Genomic DNA, 20,352 nt, shown 5'->3' on the forward strand with positions numbered 1-20,352 from the left:
AAAGCCTCGCAGTTCAAGGCGTTTTTTCCCGGGGCGTCCGTTTTCCCCATTGCGCCGCCAGGACACGGGCCGGCATGGTCGCAATCCGGGAACGGTCCGGCGGAACAGTCCCCTGACAGGGCTCCATTGCCGCTCCAGCCGTCGTTGCACAATCTTTCAGGCCCTGCCCGGTCCACAATTCAGCCGCACTCATCTGCTGCGATGGCGACTTCTTCGATCAGGACCGGTATCGGAGCCCCGCGATCTCAAGTCTTTATCCCACCGCGCCCCTGACCCGATTTGTCGCACAACGGTTTTCCTGGGTGTGCGCGCTCTGGCTCCATCTTGCGCTTTTCGCCGTGGCAACCGATGCCTCCTTGTGGCGCAGCGGTCCGCCGCTTCCCGAGCTGGTGCCGCAGGAAACCGTTTCGGTGGAAATCGTGACGGACCGTCTCGTGCGGCCTTTACCCGATCCTTCACCCGATCCGGCAGCCGGCCCCGCCGGGGCGCGGCCGTATCCGGCGGAGCCCGGGACCGCCTCCCTCACCCGGCCACCTGCGAGCGGACGCGGTTCGATACCCGCTCAGCCCAGCCGGACCTGGGTCACGGCGACCACGCTGCTGGCCGGCGCCGTGATGAGCGACCCGCGCTCGCGCCAGGCCAGCGTCGCGCTCGCGTCCCTGACGGGCACGGACAAGACGGAACAGATCTGCGCCCTGGAAGCCATGGAACAGGTGCGCAGGGACAGGCCGGGGTTCCGGCCAACACGGCTCGCGCCACATGCCTTCAGAAACGCCACCCGGAAGGGAAACACGGTTCATGTCGCCGCCGGCGCTGTGCGCAGCAGTCGGGTCTGGTATGAGATTGCCTACAGATGCCGCCTGGACGCAGGCGGCCGCGCGATCGCCGGCTTCGAATACGCGCTGGGGGAACCGATAGACCGGGCGCTCTGGGACGACCACGGACTGGCTCCGGTTCATTAGTCTTAGGCCCGGCACTTCAGCCGGGTAAGCATGCCGAACATGCCTGGTGGACGCGGCAGCGACGTTTCACGCTGCCGCGTCAGGTGATTGCTCCGGGTTGAGATGCCGTTTGGCCGGCAGCCCCGTTCCGGATCAATGCATCGACAGCCATTCGCGGGCCGAACGCTGGGCTTCGGCGATCTCGGACGGGTCCATTTCGCAGGAGATTTCCTTGCGGTAGCGGGCGGCATCCCGGTTTCCCTTGAGCGCGGCAATGTTGAACCACTTGTGCGCGGTCACCAGGTCGGTCGCGCCGTGACGGCCACAGGCACTGTCCAGACCCATCTGGAACAGGATATCCGCCGTGACCGGCTTTTCACCAAAACTGGCCATGTCGGCCGAATGCACTTCAAAACGAGCCATGTTGCTCCCCTTTTCATCCTCTGTCTGACTTACCGGAGCACCCCGGGCCGTTCTGGCCGCAGGTGGGATGCCCCTTCCCCATAAGACGATCGGTTGTCCGTTGCCGGGTGCGCACACCCGCAAACAAGCTGATCTAAGAAACCCAAGCTTTTGCGAAGCTTTCCCCGTCGTTTCCTGAGACACACTTCATCAGCAGCAGTTAAAAGGCCCGTTAAAAATCACGTTTAACGCAATGCCAACAAACACTTAAACAAACCTGAAATTTACAGAGCGGTAATCATAAGGTTTCGGATTTACCTTTAAAATCAATCACCTTCTCTGAAAATTTGACAAGGCTCCTCAACACTCTGTTCACCATGGATTCTTTTCCATGGTCAAAGTCCTGTTGTTAAGGCCTCTCAGGTGCGGCCGCGCAGCTCCATTCGCACCGACCGGACGCAGCCGGCGTGAAAGTTGCGGACATGACGTTGGGTGACGGCTTTGCAGATGCTCGGGAAGCCGATACATTCCGTTTCCGTAAACGGAATGTATCGGCTTTGGGGGGAACCTATGCTGAAATCCAAACTGACCACCGCGCTGCTGAGGACCGGTGTCCTGACCGGTGTCCTGGCCACTGCGTCAGCACCGTCGCTGGCCGCCGACGCGCAGGGCGACTGGCTGCGTCCGAACGGCGCGTCCAAGATCCGGATCAGCCCCTGCGGCGGCGCGCTGTGCGGCAAACTGATCTGGCTGCGCGAGCCCCGCAAGGACGACCGCAACCCGGACACCGCGCAAAGGTCACGGCCGCTTGTCGGCGTCCAGATCGTCCAGGCGATGAAACCGACCGGCAAGGACAACCAGTGGAAGGGCAAGGTCTATAACGCCGAGGACGGCAAGACCTATACCGGCTTCATCGAACTGACCACGACGGACCGGCTGAAGCTGCAGGGCTGTGTCATGGGCGGACTCATCTGCAAGGGCGAGACCTGGATCCGGGTCGATTAAAGTCCGGGAAAACCCCTTCCGCCGCCGATTCCCGATGATCCGGCCATGGCTCTGTCGCATTTGCCGGTCAGAAATCGACCTGCAATTCTGACCAGCACTGCGGCGGGGTATTCTTGGAATGAACGGCCTTTCGATCCCTGAACTGAAATTCCGGCTGCAGAGACCGGCCCTCGCCGCCCTCGTTGCGGCACTGCTGCTGCCCGCGGGCGGTCCGGCCCTCGCGGCCCCGGACATCACCGGAAACTGGAAGACGCCTGCCGGCGCGGTCATCAAGATCGCCCCTTGCGGCAAGGTGCCCTGCGGCCGGGTCGTCGATTTCAAGGCGCCCAACGGCTACACGGTGCGATCGACACCCGACGTCAAGAACAAGGATCACTCCAAGAGAGCCCGCAAGGTCCTCGGTCTCAAGGTGCTCTGGCGGCTCAAGCCTGAATCAGGAAAATGGACGGGCCGGGTCTACGATCCACGCCGCGGCTTCAGCGCCAATGCGACGCTGCGCAAGACCGGGACCTCGACCCTGCAGGTTCAGGGGTGCGTGCGCGTCGTCTTCAATGTCTGCGAGAAGGAAACCTGGCGCAAGGTGAACTGACACGTCGCCTGCTTCGAAGCGTCAGAGCATTTTCTTGTAGCCCAGATGGCTCTGGTCGTAGCCGAGCTTCCTGTAGAAAGGGTGCGATCCCTCGCGTTCCCTGTTCGAGGTGAGCTGGATGACGCAGGCATTCGCCGCGCGCGCCAGCGTTTCGGCATGAGCCATCATCGCGCGCCCGATACCGGCGCCCTGCCGGTCGGCGCGCACGTGCACGCTTTCCAGTTCCACCCGGGGACGGCCCTTGAAGGCGATGCCCTTCAGAAAGTGGATCTGGAAGGTACCGACGATTTCGTTGTCTTCGTTCAGCGCAACGTAAATATCGCATTCCGGCGCGCTCCGCAGCGCATCGAAGGCGGCGCGGTAGTCCTGCCAGTCGGAGAACTCACGGTCCTTGCGGACCGATGTCGCCCCGGCATTGATGATGCCGACGATCTGCCGAAGCTGGCCGGACTGCGCTTTTTCGATCCGGATCGGATTACTCACCTTGTGCCTCCTACCGGCATATCGGGTCGTCTGCGGACAACTCGGCAACGCCCCACCAGGTCGTGCGCCAGTCCGGCGCCTTCCACAGATGCGGCCAGGCGCCGGTCATGTAAACGCTCGATACCGGCGCTGCGGCGTCCCAGAACGCTTTGCCGGCATAGCGCTGCGCTGCCGGGGTTGCGGGCGCCGCGTCGCCCTCCTCCCAGATGAAGAAACACTTGTCGCGCGGTGCGGTTCTGGCGGCAATCGCCTTGGTGACCACGCGGGCACCGGGAAACAGAACCCGCAGGTTGCCACCAGTATAGCCGTCATCGGCAATCAGCGTCGCCTCGCCCGCTCCCAGGAGCGCCAGAGGGGCCTTCAGATCCGCATAGGGTTTCATGTGCCGGCACTTGCCGCCGCACCAGAACCGGTCCGGCGCGACAATGCCCGGCACCCGGGCCAGAAAGGCAACAGCCACCAGCGCCAGCACGACAGCACCGAGCCAGCGCCAGTGACGCCTGAACGCAAAGCGCTCCAGATCGGCGAACAGGAAGACGGGAAGCAACAGCAGGAGCGGATGCATGTGCCGCTCCTTCACGTAAGTCGCGCCTGTCACGGCAATCAGCAGCGCCGTCAGGACAATCATCGCCAGGACCGTCCGCCCGCACAAGCGGGCGACATCAGACACCGCGGGAGTCGCGGCGTGCCTCCGGCCCAGATACCGCTGCCAGAACAGCAGGGCCAGCACCGGGACCAGCGGCACGGAAAAGCCGATCAGTCCGAAGGCGAGCCTGCCCAGCCCCTGTGCAGCCCGTCGCGCGTGCGGTTCTCCGGCGCTCACGCCCATGGTGTCGGACACCGAGGCCAGCAGCGTCAGGCCATCGTTCAGGATCCAGAAGGCGTAGGGACTGTAGACGAGCAATGCCGCCAGCGGCACCAGAGCCAGCCCGGCGACGCGCAGCCGGTTGCGCCAGACCCGGTCGCTCATTGCGGCCAGCAGCAGCGCCAGCACGAACAGAGGATAGGAGTGTTTTCCCAGCAGTCCGGTGCCAGCGGCGAGGCCGAAGAGCAGATAAAAGCCGAGCCGTCCGGTCTCCAGCGCCTTGATGAAGAAAAACGCGCTTGCCGCACAGGCAGTGGTCAGCACGACCGTATGGGTCACGCCTTCATGCAGGTTCCAGCCGAACTGATAGTAGAGCGAATAGGAGAACACACAGAGCGCGGCAAGGCGTGGATCGGATATCGCCTTGCGGGCGATCAGGAACAGGAACAGCGCCGCAACCGAAATCAGGCTGTATTTCACGCAAAGAGCCGACCAGATGCCCGGGCCGAAGACCTGCTGGGCGGAGAATAGCAACCACTCGTAGAGCGGCGGCTGGCGCAGCATGTAGCCTGGCTCCAGCGTCTGGACCAGCACGGTCTCGAACATGTCGTCGGTGCCGAGCACAGGCGTTGCCAGCGCGCGCAGCAGGAGATGCGACAGTCCCCACAGCGCTACGATGGCCCAGACGCCCGCCGGCGTGGCGTAGAACGGTGTCTGATCGGTGCGTGCGGTTTCTGTCGCCGGTGTCATGGGTTCGGGATACAAAATTTCCGCTTGCCTGTAACCCTCGGTGTTCTGATTTTTGACATTCCGGACAGGAGATTGTGGCGCCGCAGCATCATGACCCGTTCATTCGGCGGACCTTCATTCAACACCGGTCCATTCGGTGGCATACAGGTCGCGAATGCGAAAACGCACGGCGGATCGTCCGCCGTGCGCTGTATCAGTCTTTGACCTGTCGAAATTCGGCCGTTCGCGCGTCAGAGCGCCGGCAGCGGAGGCAGCGGGGTCTTCAGCCACTTCTTCGACAGCCCGTCGAGCTTGCCGTTCAGCTTCTTGTGCAGCACAAAGACATTGACCCATTGCAGGAGATCGATGTTGCCGGTCTTCACGCCGATGTAGGACGGCGAGTTCGCAATGATGAATTTGTTCTCCAGATTGTAATCCGGATTGTCGTTTGCAATGCCGAGAGCAACCATGTTTCCGGTCACGATCACATCCGCCTGGCCGGAAACATAAGCTGCGATGGTCGCGGCGTTGTCACCGAAGCGGATGATCTCCGCGCCCTCCGGCGCATCTTCCGTTATCGCGAGATCCTCAAGCGTTCCCCCGGTGACGGCAATCTTCTTGCCGGCAAAGTCCGCGATTGTGTCAACGGAGACGTCCGGCTTCGCAAACGCACCGGAAAAGAATGGGGCGTAGGCATGGGAGAACCAGATCGACTTGGCGCGCTCCGGATTGGCCCCCAGGGTCGAGATCACCAGATCGACCCTGTCGGTGTCCAGAAACGGAATCCGCTGCTTGGAGGTCACGGGAACGAGTTCCAGTTCGACGCCCAGGTCCTCTGCGATCATCCTGGCGACATCGATGTCGTAGCCTTCGTATTCGCCATCAGCACCAAGCGAGCCGAAGGGCGGAAAGTTTTCCGGTGTTGCGATCTTGATCGTTCCGGCTTCCAGAATGTCCTTCAGCTCCGCCGATGCCGGGCTTGCCAGCATCAACGCGGCGGAAACCGCCGCCGCGAGCAATCCCACTGATTTCTTCAACATTGCGCGACCCTCCTTAAAGATGTTTTTCATGCGCGATTCGGTCGGGCGGCAGCGGCTGCCCCGCCCCTGGACGTTGTGGACCCCAGACGCTCTTCAAGACGCCGGCTCCACAAGGACAACGGAAAACAGAGCGAGAAGTAGATCATCGCCATGATCGGATAGATGACGAACGGCTGGGTGCCGGGGACAGGCGAGTTGGCCCAGCGCTTGCCGACCGTCATCAGGTCATGGAAACCGATGATGTAGGCAAGGGAGGTTCCCTTGATGATCTGCACCATGAACCCGACGGTCGGCGCGATCGCGAGACGAAACGCCTGCGGCAGGATGATGAGAACCATGATCTGCGGAAAGGTAAGGCCCAGTGCCTTGCCGCCCTCATGCTGGCCGGTCGGCACCGCTGTGATCGCACCGCGCCAGACTTCCGACAGATAGGCGCTGGTGTATAGCGTCAGGGCGACGCCGGCGGCGTACCAGGGATCGACGGAAACGGAAAAGAGATGCGGCACGCCCAGCCCGAGCAGAAACAGGAGCATGAGCAGCGGCACCGACTGGAACAACCAGGTGTAGACCGTGAAGATCCGCCGCAGATACCGAATGGGCGACACACGGGCCGCGGTGACCGCCAGTCCGATAAGGCCGCCGCCGAGGAAGGCGACGAGCGAGAGATAGACCGTGAACTGGGTCGCCTCCAGAAGCTGGAAGAGCACGATGCCGAAAGGCTTGCCAAGCAGGGCAACGAACATTTCCTTCACCGGACCACCTTCCATTTGAACAGCCGGTCGTGAAGGAGTGTTAGAATGCTTTTGAACATCAGCGACATCAGCACGTAGATCACGGTCAGCGTGAAGAACACCTCGAAGGAGCGGAAGCTGCGGCTGTCGATGTAAAGGCCCGCCCAGGTAAGATCGGTCACGCCGATCTCCGAAATCACACCGGTCGTCAGGAACAGGAATATGAACTGGCTGTTGAGCGACGGGTACATGGACGCGATTGCCTGCGGCAGGCTGATTTTCAGGAAACACAACCAGCGCGGCAGCCCCAGTGCGTCGGATGCCTCGATCTGACCGTCGGCGACCGATGTCAGGCCGGCACGCAGGATTTCTGCGAAATAGGCGGAAAAATTGACGCTGAGCGCCAGCAGGGCGTGGGCCCAGAACGGCCATTGGTAGCCAAGCAGCATCGGCAGGCCGAACGCGATGAAGAACATCTGCACGATGAGCGGCGTGTTGCGGATGAACTCGACATATGCAGTCGCGGCCTGGGAGAGAACCGGGATCCTGTAGTGTCGGACGGCCGCGAGAAGGATCGCGCATAAAAACCCGCAGACACCGCCGGCCACCGTCAGACCGGCGCTGACCAGCGCGCCCTGGGCCAGCAGCCAGAGGTAGTCAGGGTTCCGGTAGATTTCAAAAAATCTAAGGCTGGCCATCGCTGCCTGCCAATGCAAATCCAGATTTCGCCATACAGGCATTTCCCCCGGTTCTTGTCCGGAGGATCAGCAACTCCCGTGCCAAATGAAACTCAAGCGATCAGGTGGCGGGACGGGCGCGGGCGCGGGCCGCTCTGCCTGCAATTCAGGCAGGTGGCACATTGGCTAAGCAGGAGGCAATTCCCATCAAAAAACCCTGCCCCCGCCGCACCGCAGCGGTTGCTGCCAGGCTGAAGCCGGCAAATGGAGATATGGTCCAGGTACCTCAACGGCCTCGACGCCCGGGCTGTTGCGTGTTGCGTTTAAGCGGCTTCCTGGATGCAGTAAGACGCCAGAGGCAGCGTTTGCATTGCAAATGCGTTCGGGCGGTTTTCTGAGTTCAATCTGACGCGACACGCGTCAAAGGGCTCACTGCACCGGAAGCCAGCAGACCAGATCCGCAGGCACGTCCCTCAAGCCGCATGGTTGTCAGCAAGGTTTCGGGAAGACAGTACAATCCCGGCTCCCTCCTACTCCAGACCGATCTTCTGTTTCAGCAGATCGTTGACTGCCTGCGGGTTGGCCTTGCCCTTGGACTGTTTCATCACCTGGCCGACGAACCAGCCCAGAAGGCCCGGCTTGTCTTTCGCCTGCTCGACCTTTTCCGGATTGGCGGCGATGATCTCGTCGACGATCGCCTCGATCGCGCCCAGGTCGGTGACCTGTTTCATGCCGCGGTCCTCGACAATTTTCGCCGGGTCGCCGCCCTCGGTCCAGACGATTTCGAACAGATCCTTGGCGATCTTTCCGGAAATGACGCCGTTCTTGATGAGATCCACGATCGCGCCGAGCTGGTCGGCGGACACCGGGCTTTCGGAAAGGTCCTGGCCTTCCTTGTTCAGGCGGCCGAAGAATTCGTTGATCACCCAGTTTGCGGCGAGCTTCGCGTCACGGCCCTTGGCGACATCCTCGAAAAAATCGGCGGAGGCCTTTTCGGCGACCAGAATGTCGGCGTCATAGGCGCTCAGGCCGTAATCGCTCACGAACCTGGCTTTCTTGTCGTCCGGCAATTCGGGCAGATGCTGCGCCAGTTCGTCGACAAATCCTTGCGTGAATTCCAGCGGCAACAGGTCCGGATCCGGGAAATAGCGGTAATCGTGCGCTTCTTCCTTGGAGCGCATCGACCGGGTCTCGCCCTTGACCGCGTCGAACAGGCGGGTCTCCTGATCGATCGAACCGCCATCCTCCAGGATCGCGACCTGGCGCCGGGCCTCGTATTCAATCGCCTGTCCGACGAAGCGGATCGAGTTGACGTTCTTGATCTCGCAGCGGGTCCCGAAAGCGCCGCCCGGCCTGCGCACCGACACGTTGACATCGGCCCGCATGGAGCCCTGGTCCATGTTGCCGTCGCAGGTGCCCAGATAGCGCAGGATCGTGCGCAGCTTGGTCAGATAGGCCTTCGCTTCGTCAGAGGATCTGAGATCCGGCTTGGAGACGATCTCCATCAGCGCCACGCCGGAACGGTTCAGGTCGACAAAGGACATGGATGGATGCTGGTCGTGCAGCGACTTGCCGGCGTCCTGTTCGAGATGCAGGCGCTCGACACCGATCTCGACCTGTCCGTCCGGCATGTCGAGCAGGATCTTGCCTTCTCCGACAATCGGCTGCTTGAACTGGGAGATCTGGTAGCCCTGCGGCAGATCCGGATAGAAATAGTTCTTGCGGTCGAAAACGGATTTCAGGTTGATCTCCGATTTCAGGCCAAGACCGGTGCGGATCGCCTGGCGCACGCATTCCTCGTTGATGACCGGCAGCATGCCCGGCATGGCCGCGTCCACAAGGCTGACATTGTCGTTGGGATCCCTGCCAAATTCGGTCGAGGCACCGGAAAAGAGCTTGGCTTCGGAAGTCACCTGGGCGTGGACTTCCAGACCCATCACGATTTCCCAATCGCCGGTCGCGCCCTTGATGAATTTCTTCGGATCGGGTGTGCGTACGTCGACAAGCGTCATGGTCGTCAAAAATCCTGTTCGTTTCGATTTCATGCCCGGCAGGCAAGACGGCGGCGACCCGTATGGACTTGCTGCGGCGCGAATGATTGGCAGTCTGATGACCTAATCGGGAATTGATTGGCCCGCAAGGGTTTCCTTGCGCGGGGTGACAGCTTTCACCCGGATGGCGGGTGCTGCGCCTGACCGGTGCGCATGATGAAACCGATCAGGACCGCAACCGCCTGGTAGAGTTCCATCGGGATTTCCTGATCGATTTCGATCTGGGAAAGAGCTTCGGCCATCATCGGGTTCTGCTCGATGGGAACGCCGGCTTCCCGGGCAAGCCGTTCGATCTGTTCGGCAACGGTCCCCGTTCCCTTGGCCGTGACCACCGGCGCGCCTTCGTTTTCATAACCGAGGGCGACCGCCAGTTTCTTGTCCGTTTCCTTGCTGCTCACGAGTTCCTCTCCCTTCAGGACTGCCGCCCCCTCAAGACTGCCGGTCCACCCTGGCCCCGGAAAGGGCCGCGGTCTTGGGTGGCAGCCCCCGGATCAGCCGCAATTCCTGCAGATCGAGACCGGCATCGGCGAAAGCGGCCTCCATCGTGTCCCTGACGGCATTGAGCATGTCGAACGTCTCCTTGCGATCGACCCAGAGGCTGGCGTAGGTGCCGCCGCCGCGCAGACTGACCGCGGCCTCCAGGGGACCGGTCGCGGTCAGATCAAGTGCGAACCGCAACCGCCAGGCAGGATCCTCTTCACCGTCCTCCCGGTTGCCGGCGCCATCCCGGCCGACCTGCATCTGCATCATCGCCGTCTCCTGTCCCAGCGCCAGCGGCACTTCAAGGACCAGGTCCATGGGCCTGGACGCGGACTGGGGGCCGCTGTCCTGCGTGAGGCCGGTGTTCGTCAGCTGGGTGATGCGCAGGCGGGCAAGTGCCGAGTTGGTCTCCTTGAGAAGGGCCTGCAGGTTTTGCGGCGCCGCGCCGGCCCAGTATCCGCCGGACGGTTGCGGTGCCTGCCCCTGCGGCGAGGTGTGCCGGGAGGGAGCCGGCGGCTGCCCGGCGGGCCGAACGATTTCCGAGCGCGCGCCGAGTTGCTGGAGCAGCGACTTGAAGGAAAGCAGCGCGGTCTTGAGATCCGGCATGCCGGCCGACGTGCTTCCCGGCTGGGCCAGTTGTGCTTCCCTGAACTGGCCCGAGAGGCGCACCGCCTGTTGCAGGCTTGTGGCCGTCGGCGGGCTGGATGCGTTCAGCCGCAATCCCAGGATCTGTTGCATGGCCTTGACCACAGTGTCCGGCATGGCAACCTTTCCTGCCGATTGTGCGCTCATCAGGCTGCCGACCTGCGCAAACAGTCCGGTCAAGCCCGCCTGCTGCTCGGACAGGGCCTGCTGCAGCCCGCCCGCGATCCCGGTCGCGGGCCCCTGCGAACCTGCCGCTGCGAGCGAACCGGCCGAGGGCGTGGAAACGGCAGATCCGGCAAGCTGCGGATAGGCGCCTGCCGCCGTCGGCCTTGCCTGGGTGGCCCCCGGAGAGACTCCCGGCCCGGTAGGAACCGCCGCCGCCTTTTGCGAGGCACCAGCGGCGGCGCTTGCCGAAGCCGCTGTCTGTGACGCCGTCGTTGTGCCCGGTGCCGGGGTGCCGGGCATTTGAGATCCTGGTGTCCCGGTTGCCGCAAGCGGTATTGCGACCCCCGTCGGGAGCACCGGCTGTGCCGGAAAATTGGCGCCGGAGCCAGATATCGGCCCCTGAGCCGCCGCCCCCTGGAACGGGGCGGCCGCACCACTGGCCGGAACCGCGGTGCCGACCGGCCCGGACGCCGGTCCTGTGACCGCATTGCCCTGGCCAACCGGCGCTGCCGTACCGTGGCTCACCGATCCTGCTGCAAGTGGTGCGGTACCGGCTGCTCCGCCTGTCGCGGTGGAAACCGACTGCGCTCCCGCTGCACCGGACGGGGGCGCCGGTGCGGAGGGGCCCGCCGGACTCGGCGCGCCCTGGACGCCTGCAGGCGTCGCCGCTTGAGACGCTCCAGGCGGAAGCGCTGCGCCCTGCTGGCCGGCCGGAAGCTGTGAAGCCGGCAGTGCGGCCGGGCCGGCGGCAGACGGTTGGCCCGGAGCCGGCGAGCCGGCGGGCACCGATCCGCCGCCCGTTGGCGGTGTCCCCGGCGTGTTGCCGGGACCTTGCCCCTGCAGTGATCCTGAAGCCCCCGCCTGGGACGTTGCAGGTCCTCCCGCCGGTGTCCGGAGAGACCCTGGCCCCGCTTGCTGGAGGGCATTGCCCGCAGACGCCTGCGGTGCGCCGGATGGCGGAGGTTGACCGGAAGACGGCGCGTTTGTCGGCACGCCGGCCTGCCCGGTGGCAGCCACCGCCCCGGGAGACGCGGCGGCCGCGGGGCCGCCAATTGGGAGGGGGGCGGCCGGGAAAGTGGCGGGCGGGCGGGCGGCGCTGTCTTGCGGCCCCGTGCCCGCGGAGAGGATCTGAACAAGATGCGCCCCTGGAGACACGGGCCTTACAACCGCGCTCGCCGCACCGGCCTGGGAGGGTTGGCCAGCGGCAGACTGGATTTCCGGTTGAAGGGGCTGACCACTTTGGCCCTGAGGCGGGGCCGGCTGCGTGGAAGGAGCAGGCGTGGCCTCCGTCCTGATCAGGATAGCCGGCTGCTGTCTGCTGCCCGAGACCGTGACGGTGACTTCCGCATTGGCAGGCAGGGGCGTGGAGATGCGCAGGTCGATCCTGGCATCGGCGGTCGCGAGACGGACGACGCCACCGGGAAGATTGCTCTCGACCCTGGCCTTGAGTTCCGTTCCGGGCTCGAGCAATTGGGTGGCGGATCCGGCACCGGATCCCTGAGGCAGCGGCGTTGCGCTGATCGTTTCAACCATTCCCTCTCATCCGGTGCGGAGGTTTCGTTCTCTGGCGCTGGGTTACAAAATCATAAAGGCCGAGTATGGCTGGTTTCTTAATGCCTGCCCAGAGGGAAGGCTGTAGTTGACCTTGATCAAGGCATTCCGGAGCCGCCCGTACCAAAGTGGGCGGATCGGCCATCCGGCCAGCGGCAGAACAAGCAAGGCGCCAAAGAAGAAACAGGCCGGTACCGCAAGGAGGAGATGAAGCGTGAACTGGATGGAGCGCCTCAACGAGCGCGCCGAACTGATGGGCAGGATGCTCAAGACGATCGACGCCATGAAAGACAGCCCCCCCGGAACCCATTCAGGTTCGGTGTCGAATTCCGCCGCTTTTCGGTGCATGCACTGCACGGCAACGGAGTCCTGCCGCAAATGGCTGCGGGATCACCCGCAAGGCGCCGGGCAGGTCCTGCCCGAATGCGCGAATGCGGCGCTGTTCAACAGCTGGCTGCAGAACTGAGCCCGAACTTGCCGGCGTCAGCCGTGTTTCCGGCGGCGGCTGAACCAGAATGCCAGAGCGGACACAAGCCCCCCACCGGCGAACCGGAACGGAAACATCGCCAGCGCGCCGGCGTCCTGGGATACGAGCTGCGGCAAGTGAAGCAGGCCGGTGGCCGCATCCAGAATCAGCGACAGCGCAGCCGCCGCAAATCCGGCGATCCACAATTTCCGGGCGCTGTCGGCGCGCCAGCCCAGGTAAGCGCCGATCAGGAGCGCAAACGGGTTCAGTAGACCGGACAATCCGATCAGGTCCAACCATGTGTCTGAAAGCCATGTCATGGGTTTCTCATAGCGCCGGTCGTTTGAAATTGCGAGGGTTTTGTCCGCTTCCGGCCGGCGCGAGACGCGGCAAATGGTTCCATGCTGTCAGCTTGAAAACGGCGAAAATGGGCAAACAACTGCACTCCAACATCCCGAGCAAGTATTTCTGATCATTTCCAGGCACAAACAACCTGAATGAATAGTCATGTATTAATTAACTATTTTACCAGGCTCGATATCGTGATATTATAAACGAAGAAGGCGTAATAATACGTATCGCTCGAATTTCCATGACATTTGCTCGGCTAGATTAAAATACATGACTTTACTTGCATATATTGAACCCGACGACCCCACGGTTGACCTGGTGGGCGAAACCGACCGCCGGCTTGCGATACTTTGCAACCATTGCGGACGTTTCCGCTACTTGAACAGCTCCCGTTTTTCCGGAGACCGCAGGGTCTCGGACCTGAGCAAGGCGCTCACCTGCGCAGCCTGCAGTTCCAGGGATGTCAGGGCCGTGGCCATCTCCCGTGACCCGGATAGCGGCTACTGGCCGGCCGAGCGCAGTTAATTCCAAAGAATTCCCGATAATGCCGTATCTTATGGATCCGTGCCGTTTGCCGGCGGAACGAATCGCGGAGCGTGGTCCGGTTGACCGGGCCGTCGGCTCAACGGCGCCCGGTGAGAAACCTTTCTGCAACACCTCACCGGAAAGCACCCTGCCCCGGGCTGCCGGAATGTTGCCGTGCCCGCACCCGCATGCTAATCGCCTTTTTATCCACTGAGAGGTTTTATGCGCGGATTGCAAGAGTCCCGATAAGCCCCGGCTGAATTCAGCCGGGTGAAATGCAAATCAGCACCGCATGCGTCTTGCTGCGGTGACTGCTGGCGTGCATCCAAATTCAGGCATCTCAGTATCAATGGACATTTCCAAAGCCGAGCAACGGGTCCTGCACCTGCTGGCTCAAGGCGGCTACATCCTCGTGGAGAAAAACGAGGACGGCCGTGCTATTTCCCATGAAACCGTTACCCGTGAAGGCTGGTTCTGGGGCGGTTGTTCCCTGCGGCTGTTCCGCAAACTGAAATACAAGCGGTATATCTCGTCGAGAAACAGCGGCCCTTACCGCATCACGCAACTGGGTCTCAAACGGGTCCGCTCGCAGTTGGACAATCGCTGACGGCCCTTGAACCCGGGCCCTCTGGCCCGGAGCATCCTGTGTTCTCTGGAACGCGCGATGCTCCGGCTCCAGAAGATCGATCGACAACCCGGCCCTCGCCAGGGGGCCGGTTTTCACGTTTCGACATCCGGCCGGTCGCCCAGCAGATAGCGCGGACCACGGCCTTTTCTGGCGGCGGCATCTCCGGAATTGTAGAGCCGGCAGGTTTTCATGGACAGGCAGCCGCAGCCGATGCAGCTGTCCAGCTTGTCCCGAAGCGCGGTCATCCGTTCGATGCGACGGTCGAGATGAGACCGGAACTCCCGGCTGATCCTTGTCCAGTCCGCCTTGGTCGGCGCCCTGCCCTCGGGCAAGCGTTTCAGTTGCTCCGCGATCTCCGCAATGGAAAAGCCGAATTCCTGCGCGACCAGGACAAAGGACAGCCGGCGAATGTCGGCACGCAGAAACCGCCGCTGGCCGCCCGCGTTCCGGCCCGGATGCACAAGGCCCCTTTCCTCGTAGAAACGGATCGCCGAGACGGACAGTCCTGTCCGGTCCGCCAGTTCGCCGATGGTCAGGGGATCGGTGCCTCTGAGTACCCTTTTCACTTTTTCGTCCCGCCGCTCTTGACCTCAACCTTACTTGAGCATTTATCTCCAGTGTCCCAACAAGGTCAATCTTTGAAAGGACAGCAAATGACCACTGCGTTTCTGGAACATGTGAACGTGACCGTCAGCGACCCCGAAGCGACGGCGAAACGGCTGGAGGACTGGTTCGGATGGCAGGTCCGCTGGAAGGGCGACAGTCTCGAAGGCGGCACCACCTACCATATCGGCAACGACAGCAGTTACATCGCTGCCTATACGCCTGCCCGACGGACAGCGGCGTCGGATGCCGTCAGCTATCACACCCGTGGCGGCCTCAACCACGTCGCCATTGCCGTCGACGATCTGGATGCCACGGAAGCGCGCATTCTCAAAGGTGGATACAAGACCAAGAACCACGGCGATTACGAACCGGGCCGCCGCTTCTATTTCCATGACGACGACGGCATCGAATTCGAAATCGTGAGCTATGCCGGCTGAAGCCCGTTCAAACCCGAAGCGGCCGGCGGCGGTCTTCGCCGGTCCGCCGCCGGCCACAGGTTATCGGGGCGCCATGCGGATCGCGCCGTCCAGCCGGATGGTTTCGCCGTTCAGCATGTCGTTCTCGCAGATGGACCGGACCAGTTGCGCGTATTCGGCGGCCTTGCCGAGGCGAGAGGGAAACGGCACCTGCTGTCCAAGAGATTCCTGCACTTCCTGGGACAGACCGAGCAGCATCGGCGTTTCGAATATGCCCGGTGCGATGGTCATCACACGGATGCCCGAGCGGGACAGATCGCGGGCGACAGGAAGCGTCATGCCGGCGATACCTGCCTTGGACGTGGCATAGGCCACCTGCCCGATCTGACCGTCAAAGGCGGCAACGGACGCCGTCGACACGATCAGGCCGCGGCCACCGTCCTCCGTGACCGGATCGAGCGCGGCCATGCCGGTCGCGGCAATCGAGATGCAGCGGAAGGAGCCGACCAGATTGACGGCGATCACCTTCTCGAACATGTCCATGGGATGCGCCTCGCCACGGGACGTGGTCTTGGCGACCGGGGCAATCCCGGCGCAGTTCACCAGGATACGTTCCTGGCCATGAGCCTTGCGCGCGCTTTCAAACCCGGCTTCGACACTGGCCTGATCGGTGACGTTGACATCGGCGAAGACGCCGCCGATCTCATCAGCGACAACTGCGCCCTGGGTTGCGTTCCGATCAAACAGGGTCACCCGGACGCCCTCGGCCGCCAGCATGCGCGCGGTTGCGGCGCCAAGGCCGGAAGCGCCGCCTGTCACGATGGCAGCAAGTGTAGAATCCAGTTTCAAGTCAGCCTCCCATTCAATGTAATCCATTGAAAAAAATGGATTTAATCTTTCTTTTTGACGATTAGGTCAATCAAGTTCGCAAAGTGACCGAGATTGACCGCCCGGTCAAGACTTTCCCGATGGCTGCGCAGCGGCCGGACTGCTCGGCGGCACCGGCGGCAGCAGGGTCTTTCCAGCCAGGACAATTAGGTCGACCGGCGTGTCGATACCGGCGACCTGCGCGCCGGGGCGCGCTTCGACCAGCGGATTGCCAAGGCCCTGGGCACAGGCAAGGTCGTAGGTGACCCTGTCGGTCAGCGCCCTGGACTGCTGCACCTTGTTGGCATCTTCCAGCTTGGCTGCCCTGTTGACCGCATCGCCGATGACCGTGAATTCCAGCCTGTGTTTCGACCCGATCACGCCGACGGTGACAGGTCCGGCGGCCACGGCCACCCCGATTTCAAGATGACCCGGCCAGCCCGCGGCTCTGAACCGCCCCTGCTCCGCTTCCGTGCAATTGACCAGACGCTGAGCCGTTCGCAACGCATCCGCCGCATAGGTGCCGGAGGCATGAACCGCCCCGAAGGTGGCCAGGATGCCGTCGCCGAGAAACTTGTCGACACGGCCGCCCTCGTCATTGATCACCTCGACGGCCATGTTCTGATATTCCGCCAGCACGGCCAGGACGGTTTCCGGGGACAGCGCCGCGGAAGTCGAGGTGAAGGCCCTGATATCGGCATAAAGGATCGCAGCCTCCCTCTGGCTGCCTTCCCCCGCCTGCAATTCCGTGTCGGCGCCGGTAATGGACGCAGCCACTTCCGGCGCGAAGAACCGGCGCAGGTCCATCGCCGCGGCCTGATCCCTGCTGGCCTCGAACAGCATCGAGCGTCCCCGGTAGAGCGCAACCGACAAGATCACGGTCACCGACAGGATGACCATCGTCTTGTCGAGCTCGGCGCCGATCAGGATGGTGTTCCCGGTCAGATAGTCGACGTAATTGCGGGTGACCCGCATATGGTCCATGTCCGCCAACACCGCATAAAAGACCAGCCCGAGCCAGCCTGCCACGGCAACCAGCCCGGTTGTCAGGACAAACCGCGGATCGAAACGCAAGGCCCTCAGACCGATGAAGATGAAGACATACATCAGCGTCGGGGTCTTCAGGTAAAAGGTCGGGTGCTGTCCGTACTGGATGTGGAAGGAAAAAATCAGGCCGACCAGCAGCGCCATGTCCACCCCGATCGATATCAGCAGATACCATTGCGGCAGCTCGAAGCGATAGGACAGCAGCAGCCGTGTCACCGTGAACAGGAAATAGGCCGCCAGAGCGAACGGCACGAAATTGAAACCGGCGGTACCTTCGGCCCTGGGGGCAATGGCGTAAAGGGTGGCGAAAAACAGGACCAGACCCAGCTGCACCCAGCCGATCAATTGCTCCGAGGATGCTTCCCTGGCGCGTATTTCGGCCCGCACACGGTCCGGAAGCCCGGTTTCGGGCGGCCCGCCGCGCAGGATATATCGAACCGTATTCAGCAAGAAGGCCACCTTGGCGCCGGAAAAAGACAAAACGTGACCGGAGTTTCCTCCGACCGGCAAAGTTGCGCAAGAACCCCGCGCGAAAGTGACCGGTTGTGAGTGTGACGGGCTAGGCCGGACGGGTGCCGTGCAGACGCAGTTGTTCCACCTTGAGAACCAGATCGCTCTGACGCCGGCACCCGGTCTTGGCCAGAGCCGACTTGATCTGGTTGCGCGCAGTATGAATGCTGATCTGGCGGTCCAGGGCGATCTCGGCGGGTGTCAGGCCGTCCGCCAGCTTCATCGCTGTGACGGCTTCCGCCTGGCTCAGTGCAAGCACCTGTCTCACAAGATCTTGAAAAGACATCCGGCTGAGTTCCGGCTTGAGCGCCAGCAGGACACCGGAATCGGGTCTGGTCACGAAAGTACCGAAAGGCAATTCATCCAGATCCGCCAGATTCAGTGCCATTGTCCGGCCGGCCCATCGCTGTCCGCCGTCATCCTCAAATCGCCAGTTCCTGAAAATGTTGAAAGCGTCTTTCGACTGCAGCCGGACAAACGCCGCGAACTCGCTGTGAACCTGCGAGGACCGGAACTGAAGGCGGCGCTGAAAGCCGCTGCCGATCGGCGTGCCCCTGTCGAGCATCTTGCGCGCCTCGGCGCAGGCATAGTGGACCGTCAGGGACGAATCGACCACGAGTATCGCCGTACCTGTTCCAAGCAAATGCTGTTCGGACGCCCATTTTTCAAATGAGAGCCCTGAAATCGTGCGGTTGATTTCGAGAGACTGCCGGATGACCGGCGCGAGCTTGCGGCACAGCGTGAGCCAATCGGCTTCGTATCTGTCGCGATCCTTCGCGCGCATGTTGCCGCCGATCAGGAACATCCTGCTGGTATCGGACGCCAGCATGGATCCGCCGCCTCCGGTGATGTCCTCGCTCGGAGCCAGAAGGTCGGCATAGAAAGGCGTTTTCTTCAATGTGTCCGGTGGGCAGAGCTGATGCGTGGACATGACCTCACCGGTGGGGAAATTCGAAAATCTGGCCGCAAACGGGTTCTTGTCGGCATAGAAGTTTTCGTAGAGTTCCAGGATATGGGGATCATACCCGGAGCTGAAGGCGAGCGGCGCTGCTCCGGTGAGATTGTCGTATCCTATCAACTGGGTGCAGATGCGCGTCCCCAGAACCTGGCTCAGTTCATCCAGAAATTTCTGCCACCGGCCCGGATCCATGGCGGCAGAAACCGCCAGGTTCGACAAGTAAAAATATTTTTCAGCGGCAACGACCACACCACCCCCCAGCGGCCTTTGTTCCTTCACCAGGACATCAACGCGACCCAGCTCCTCAACCGGTAAATTTGTCGTCCTTTAGTCCAAATGGACCATGCACTTAACGTATACACCCTGTAAACAACTATTGATCGTATTTGGTATTCAGCCGTAACGTTCTTTCAAGTTTCGACTGGATGCTTTCCGGATGCACTTCAAGGAATTCCCGCATTCCTGCACCCGGCGGACGGTCAATTTTTTAAGAGTAGTGTTTTTTTGGGCGGCCGTTCTGGCCGCCCTTTTTTTATTGTTCGGAGCCTGATGCCAGAGAGTGTCCTGTTTCTGGTAGCCCATGGCCGCTCCCTGGCCGTTCCCTTTGCCCCGTGGCACGCCGGCCCGTTTTTCGGGGGCCACCTGAAAGTGACAACGAGCAGCGGGGGCGCCTTTCGCTGTTTGCACGGCGGCCAGACTGTTGGGATCCGGACCGGTCAGCCGGTTGCCGGGCGGTCGGAAAGCGGGCGGTCAGACTTGAGTGTCGGCGCGCTCAGGGCAGGACAAGCACGTCACGGCCGCAGGATCATGCCTTCGCTGGCGACCAGCATGCCCGGATAGGCATTTTGCGCGGCCAGACCGATCTCGTCGAGTTCGTCGTCGGAGCGGCGCGGATCATGGTGAAACAGGACCGGTGTTTTGACATTGCCGGCTTTTGCCAGTTGCACGGCCTTCTGCCAGGTGGAATGCCCCCAGCCCTTGAAGGTCCGGTATTCGTCATCGGTGAACATGGCATCATAAATCATGACATCCGAACCGCGGACGAAATCCGGCAGCGCGGCGTCGATCTCCGGATCGCCGTGTTCGTGATCCGTGATGATGCAGATGGATTTGCCGTGAAACTCGAACCTGTAACCACAGGCGCCACCGGGGTGGTTGAGCCGCGTCGTGCGGATCACAAGGTCGTCCTGGCGGGGAATTGTATCCCCGGCGGTGAACGACTTGAACTCAACGGCTTTCAGCGTCTTGGCGGCGACCGGGAAGATCGGCGGCGACATGATCCGGCTGACAATATCGATGAGATTGGTGCCATCCTGGAAATGACCGGCCCAGGCGGTTACCTCGAAACTCGGGTCGTAAGCGGGTTTGAAAAATGGCAGGCCGCAGATGTGATCAAGATGCGTGTGCGTGAACAGCAGATCAAAGGAGCGCGTCTTGCTGCTGCACAGTTCCATGCCCAGATTGCGGGCCCCGGAGCCGCAATCCACGAGCACCAGCGCGTCCCCCGCCCGGATCTCGAAGCAGGAGGTTTCGCCACCATAGCGCAGTGTGCTTGACCCAGGCGTCGGAGTGGATCCTCTGACGCCCCAGCAACGAAGCCAAAATTCCTCGGTCACATGTTACTCCCTGGGTCAACGGAGGTCCGGCGGAACCGGATTAGAGGTCCAAAAGCTGATCGTTCCAA

22 protein-coding genes are annotated in these 20,352 nt (G+C 62.1%); 7 read left to right on the forward strand and 15 right to left on the reverse strand.

The window, feature by feature from the left end; genetic code table 11:
* Positions 1-302 precede the first annotated feature (302 nt).
* Positions 303-962: a DUF930 domain-containing protein gene (locus AC0VX3_RS19350; RefSeq protein WP_475521878.1), complete on the forward strand. Its 660-nt coding sequence runs from the start codon at positions 303-305 to the stop codon at positions 960-962.
* A 132-nt stretch (positions 963-1,094) separates the two neighbouring features.
* Here AC0VX3_RS19350 and AC0VX3_RS19355 read toward each other — a convergent pair whose 3' ends face one another.
* On the reverse strand, positions 1,095-1,334 hold the full coding sequence (locus AC0VX3_RS19355; RefSeq protein ID WP_475525209.1) for a hypothetical protein: 240 nt from the start codon (positions 1,332-1,334) through the stop codon (positions 1,095-1,097).
* Positions 1,335-1,913: 579 nt separating this feature from the next.
* Between AC0VX3_RS19355 and AC0VX3_RS19360 the strand changes: the two genes are divergently transcribed.
* Both AC0VX3_RS19360 and AC0VX3_RS19365 read left to right on the forward strand, forming a co-directional pair.
* On the forward strand, positions 1,914-2,348 hold the full coding sequence (locus AC0VX3_RS19360) for a DUF2147 domain-containing protein (protein WP_475521879.1): 435 nt from the start codon (positions 1,914-1,916) through the stop codon (positions 2,346-2,348).
* A gap of 118 nt (positions 2,349-2,466) precedes the next feature.
* Positions 2,467-2,937 (forward strand): DUF2147 domain-containing protein, encoded by a 471-nt coding sequence (locus tag AC0VX3_RS19365; protein ID WP_475521880.1) that lies wholly within the window; start codon positions 2,467-2,469, stop codon positions 2,935-2,937.
* A gap of 21 nt (positions 2,938-2,958) precedes the next feature.
* Here AC0VX3_RS19365 and AC0VX3_RS19370 read toward each other — a convergent pair whose 3' ends face one another.
* From AC0VX3_RS19370 to fliK, 8 genes are all read right to left on the reverse strand, one after another.
* Positions 2,959-3,420 carry a GNAT family N-acetyltransferase gene (locus AC0VX3_RS19370; protein ID WP_475521881.1) on the reverse strand — a complete coding sequence of 154 codons (462 nt, stop codon included), beginning with the start codon at positions 3,418-3,420 and terminating at the stop codon, positions 2,959-2,961.
* A gap of 10 nt (positions 3,421-3,430) precedes the next feature.
* Positions 3,431-4,975, reverse strand: coding sequence for an ArnT family glycosyltransferase (locus AC0VX3_RS19375; RefSeq protein WP_475521882.1), 1,545 nt, complete (start codon positions 4,973-4,975; stop codon positions 3,431-3,433).
* A gap of 230 nt (positions 4,976-5,205) precedes the next feature.
* Entirely contained in the window at positions 5,206-5,994 is a 789-nt protein-coding gene (locus AC0VX3_RS19380; RefSeq protein ID WP_475521883.1) for a transporter substrate-binding domain-containing protein, read from the reverse strand.
* Positions 5,995-6,020: 26 nt separating this feature from the next.
* Complete coding sequence (locus AC0VX3_RS19385; protein WP_475521884.1) at positions 6,021-6,737, reverse strand: amino acid ABC transporter permease; 717 nt, start codon at positions 6,735-6,737, stop codon at positions 6,021-6,023.
* A 5-nt stretch (positions 6,738-6,742) separates the two neighbouring features.
* Positions 6,743-7,423, reverse strand: a complete 681-nt coding sequence (locus tag AC0VX3_RS19390; RefSeq protein WP_475521885.1) for an amino acid ABC transporter permease — start codon at positions 7,421-7,423, stop codon at positions 6,743-6,745.
* Positions 7,424-7,932: 509 nt separating this feature from the next.
* The gene (gene gatB / locus AC0VX3_RS19395; protein ID WP_475521886.1) at positions 7,933-9,414 is read right to left on the reverse strand and encodes an Asp-tRNA(Asn)/Glu-tRNA(Gln) amidotransferase subunit GatB; all 1,482 of its coding nucleotides are present in this window, start codon (positions 9,412-9,414) and stop codon (positions 7,933-7,935) included.
* Between the two features lie 155 nt (positions 9,415-9,569).
* Positions 9,570-9,851, reverse strand: a complete 282-nt coding sequence (locus AC0VX3_RS19400; RefSeq protein ID WP_475521887.1) for an EscU/YscU/HrcU family type III secretion system export apparatus switch protein — start codon at positions 9,849-9,851, stop codon at positions 9,570-9,572.
* Positions 9,852-9,882: 31 nt separating this feature from the next.
* Positions 9,883-11,043 carry a flagellar hook-length control protein FliK gene (gene fliK, locus AC0VX3_RS19405; protein WP_475521888.1) on the reverse strand — a complete coding sequence of 387 codons (1,161 nt, stop codon included), beginning with the start codon at positions 11,041-11,043 and terminating at the stop codon, positions 9,883-9,885.
* Between the two features lie 979 nt (positions 11,044-12,022).
* Between fliK and AC0VX3_RS19410 the strand changes: the two genes are divergently transcribed.
* Together AC0VX3_RS19410 and AC0VX3_RS19415 are read left to right on the forward strand one after the other, a co-directional pair.
* Complete coding sequence (locus tag AC0VX3_RS19410) at positions 12,023-12,244, forward strand: hypothetical protein (RefSeq protein ID WP_475521889.1); 222 nt, start codon at positions 12,023-12,025, stop codon at positions 12,242-12,244.
* A 273-nt stretch (positions 12,245-12,517) separates the two neighbouring features.
* A complete protein-coding gene (locus AC0VX3_RS19415) occupies positions 12,518-12,760 on the forward strand; it encodes a DUF6455 family protein (RefSeq protein ID WP_475525210.1) in 243 nt (80 codons plus the stop codon).
* Positions 12,761-12,777: 17 nt separating this feature from the next.
* On the opposite strand, the gene AC0VX3_RS19420 is transcribed toward AC0VX3_RS19415, so the two are convergent.
* A complete protein-coding gene (locus AC0VX3_RS19420; RefSeq protein ID WP_475521890.1) occupies positions 12,778-13,080 on the reverse strand; it encodes a phosphatidylglycerophosphatase in 303 nt (100 codons plus the stop codon).
* Between the two features lie 905 nt (positions 13,081-13,985).
* On the opposite strand from AC0VX3_RS19420, the gene AC0VX3_RS19425 reads away from it, so the two are divergent.
* Complete coding sequence (locus AC0VX3_RS19425) at positions 13,986-14,243, forward strand: YjhX family toxin (RefSeq protein ID WP_342893881.1); 258 nt, start codon at positions 13,986-13,988, stop codon at positions 14,241-14,243.
* Positions 14,244-14,356: 113 nt separating this feature from the next.
* On the opposite strand, the gene soxR is transcribed toward AC0VX3_RS19425, so the two are convergent.
* Positions 14,357-14,830 carry a redox-sensitive transcriptional activator SoxR gene (gene soxR, locus AC0VX3_RS19430; RefSeq protein WP_475521891.1) on the reverse strand — a complete coding sequence of 158 codons (474 nt, stop codon included), beginning with the start codon at positions 14,828-14,830 and terminating at the stop codon, positions 14,357-14,359.
* 87 nt (positions 14,831-14,917) lie between these two features.
* Here soxR and AC0VX3_RS19435 point away from each other — a divergent pair, with 87 nt between their 5' ends.
* Positions 14,918-15,307 (forward strand): VOC family protein, encoded by a 390-nt coding sequence (locus tag AC0VX3_RS19435; RefSeq protein ID WP_475521892.1) that lies wholly within the window; start codon positions 14,918-14,920, stop codon positions 15,305-15,307.
* A gap of 60 nt (positions 15,308-15,367) precedes the next feature.
* On the opposite strand, the gene AC0VX3_RS19440 is transcribed toward AC0VX3_RS19435, so the two are convergent.
* The 4 genes from AC0VX3_RS19440 to AC0VX3_RS19455 form a co-directional block, all read right to left on the reverse strand.
* Positions 15,368-16,135, reverse strand: a complete 768-nt coding sequence (locus tag AC0VX3_RS19440) for an SDR family NAD(P)-dependent oxidoreductase (protein ID WP_475521893.1) — start codon at positions 16,133-16,135, stop codon at positions 15,368-15,370.
* Between the two features lie 105 nt (positions 16,136-16,240).
* A complete protein-coding gene (locus AC0VX3_RS19445) occupies positions 16,241-17,659 on the reverse strand; it encodes an adenylate/guanylate cyclase domain-containing protein (RefSeq protein WP_475521894.1) in 1,419 nt (472 codons plus the stop codon).
* A gap of 100 nt (positions 17,660-17,759) precedes the next feature.
* Complete coding sequence (locus tag AC0VX3_RS19450; protein ID WP_475521895.1) at positions 17,760-18,947, reverse strand: helix-turn-helix transcriptional regulator; 1,188 nt, start codon at positions 18,945-18,947, stop codon at positions 17,760-17,762.
* Positions 18,948-19,459: 512 nt separating this feature from the next.
* Positions 19,460-20,284 (reverse strand): MBL fold metallo-hydrolase, encoded by an 825-nt coding sequence (locus tag AC0VX3_RS19455; RefSeq protein WP_475521896.1) that lies wholly within the window; start codon positions 20,282-20,284, stop codon positions 19,460-19,462.
* Positions 20,285-20,352: the final 68 nt, after the last annotated feature.

Source organism: Roseibium sp. QJM3NY_11, assembly GCF_056173175.1.

Coding starts and splice junctions, on each gene's coding strand:
- AC0VX3_RS19355 (WP_475525209.1), bottom strand. CDS start 1,334: ATGGCCAGTTTTGGTGAAAAGCCGGTCACGGCGGATATCCTGTTCCAG.
- AC0VX3_RS19360 (WP_475521879.1), top strand. CDS start 1,914: ATGCTGAAATCCAAACTGACCACCGCGCTGCTGAGGACCGGTGTCCTG.
- AC0VX3_RS19365 (WP_475521880.1), top strand. CDS start 2,467: ATGAACGGCCTTTCGATCCCTGAACTGAAATTCCGGCTGCAGAGACCG.
- AC0VX3_RS19375 (WP_475521882.1), bottom strand. CDS start 4,975: ATGACACCGGCGACAGAAACCGCACGCACCGATCAGACACCGTTCTAC.
- AC0VX3_RS19380 (WP_475521883.1), bottom strand. CDS start 5,994: ATGTTGAAGAAATCAGTGGGATTGCTCGCGGCGGCGGTTTCCGCCGCG.
- AC0VX3_RS19385 (WP_475521884.1), bottom strand. CDS start 6,737: ATGTTCGTTGCCCTGCTTGGCAAGCCTTTCGGCATCGTGCTCTTCCAG.
- AC0VX3_RS19390 (WP_475521885.1), bottom strand. CDS start 7,423: ATGGCCAGCCTTAGATTTTTTGAAATCTACCGGAACCCTGACTACCTC.
- gatB (WP_475521886.1), bottom strand. CDS start 9,414: ATGACGCTTGTCGACGTACGCACACCCGATCCGAAGAAATTCATCAAG.
- fliK (WP_475521888.1), bottom strand. CDS start 11,043: ATGCCCGGCACCCCGGCACCGGGCACAACGACGGCGTCACAGACAGCG.
- AC0VX3_RS19415 (WP_475525210.1), top strand. CDS start 12,518: ATGGAGCGCCTCAACGAGCGCGCCGAACTGATGGGCAGGATGCTCAAG.
- AC0VX3_RS19420 (WP_475521890.1), bottom strand. CDS start 13,080: ATGACATGGCTTTCAGACACATGGTTGGACCTGATCGGATTGTCCGGT.
- AC0VX3_RS19425 (WP_342893881.1), top strand. CDS start 13,986: ATGGACATTTCCAAAGCCGAGCAACGGGTCCTGCACCTGCTGGCTCAA.
- AC0VX3_RS19435 (WP_475521892.1), top strand. CDS start 14,918: ATGACCACTGCGTTTCTGGAACATGTGAACGTGACCGTCAGCGACCCC.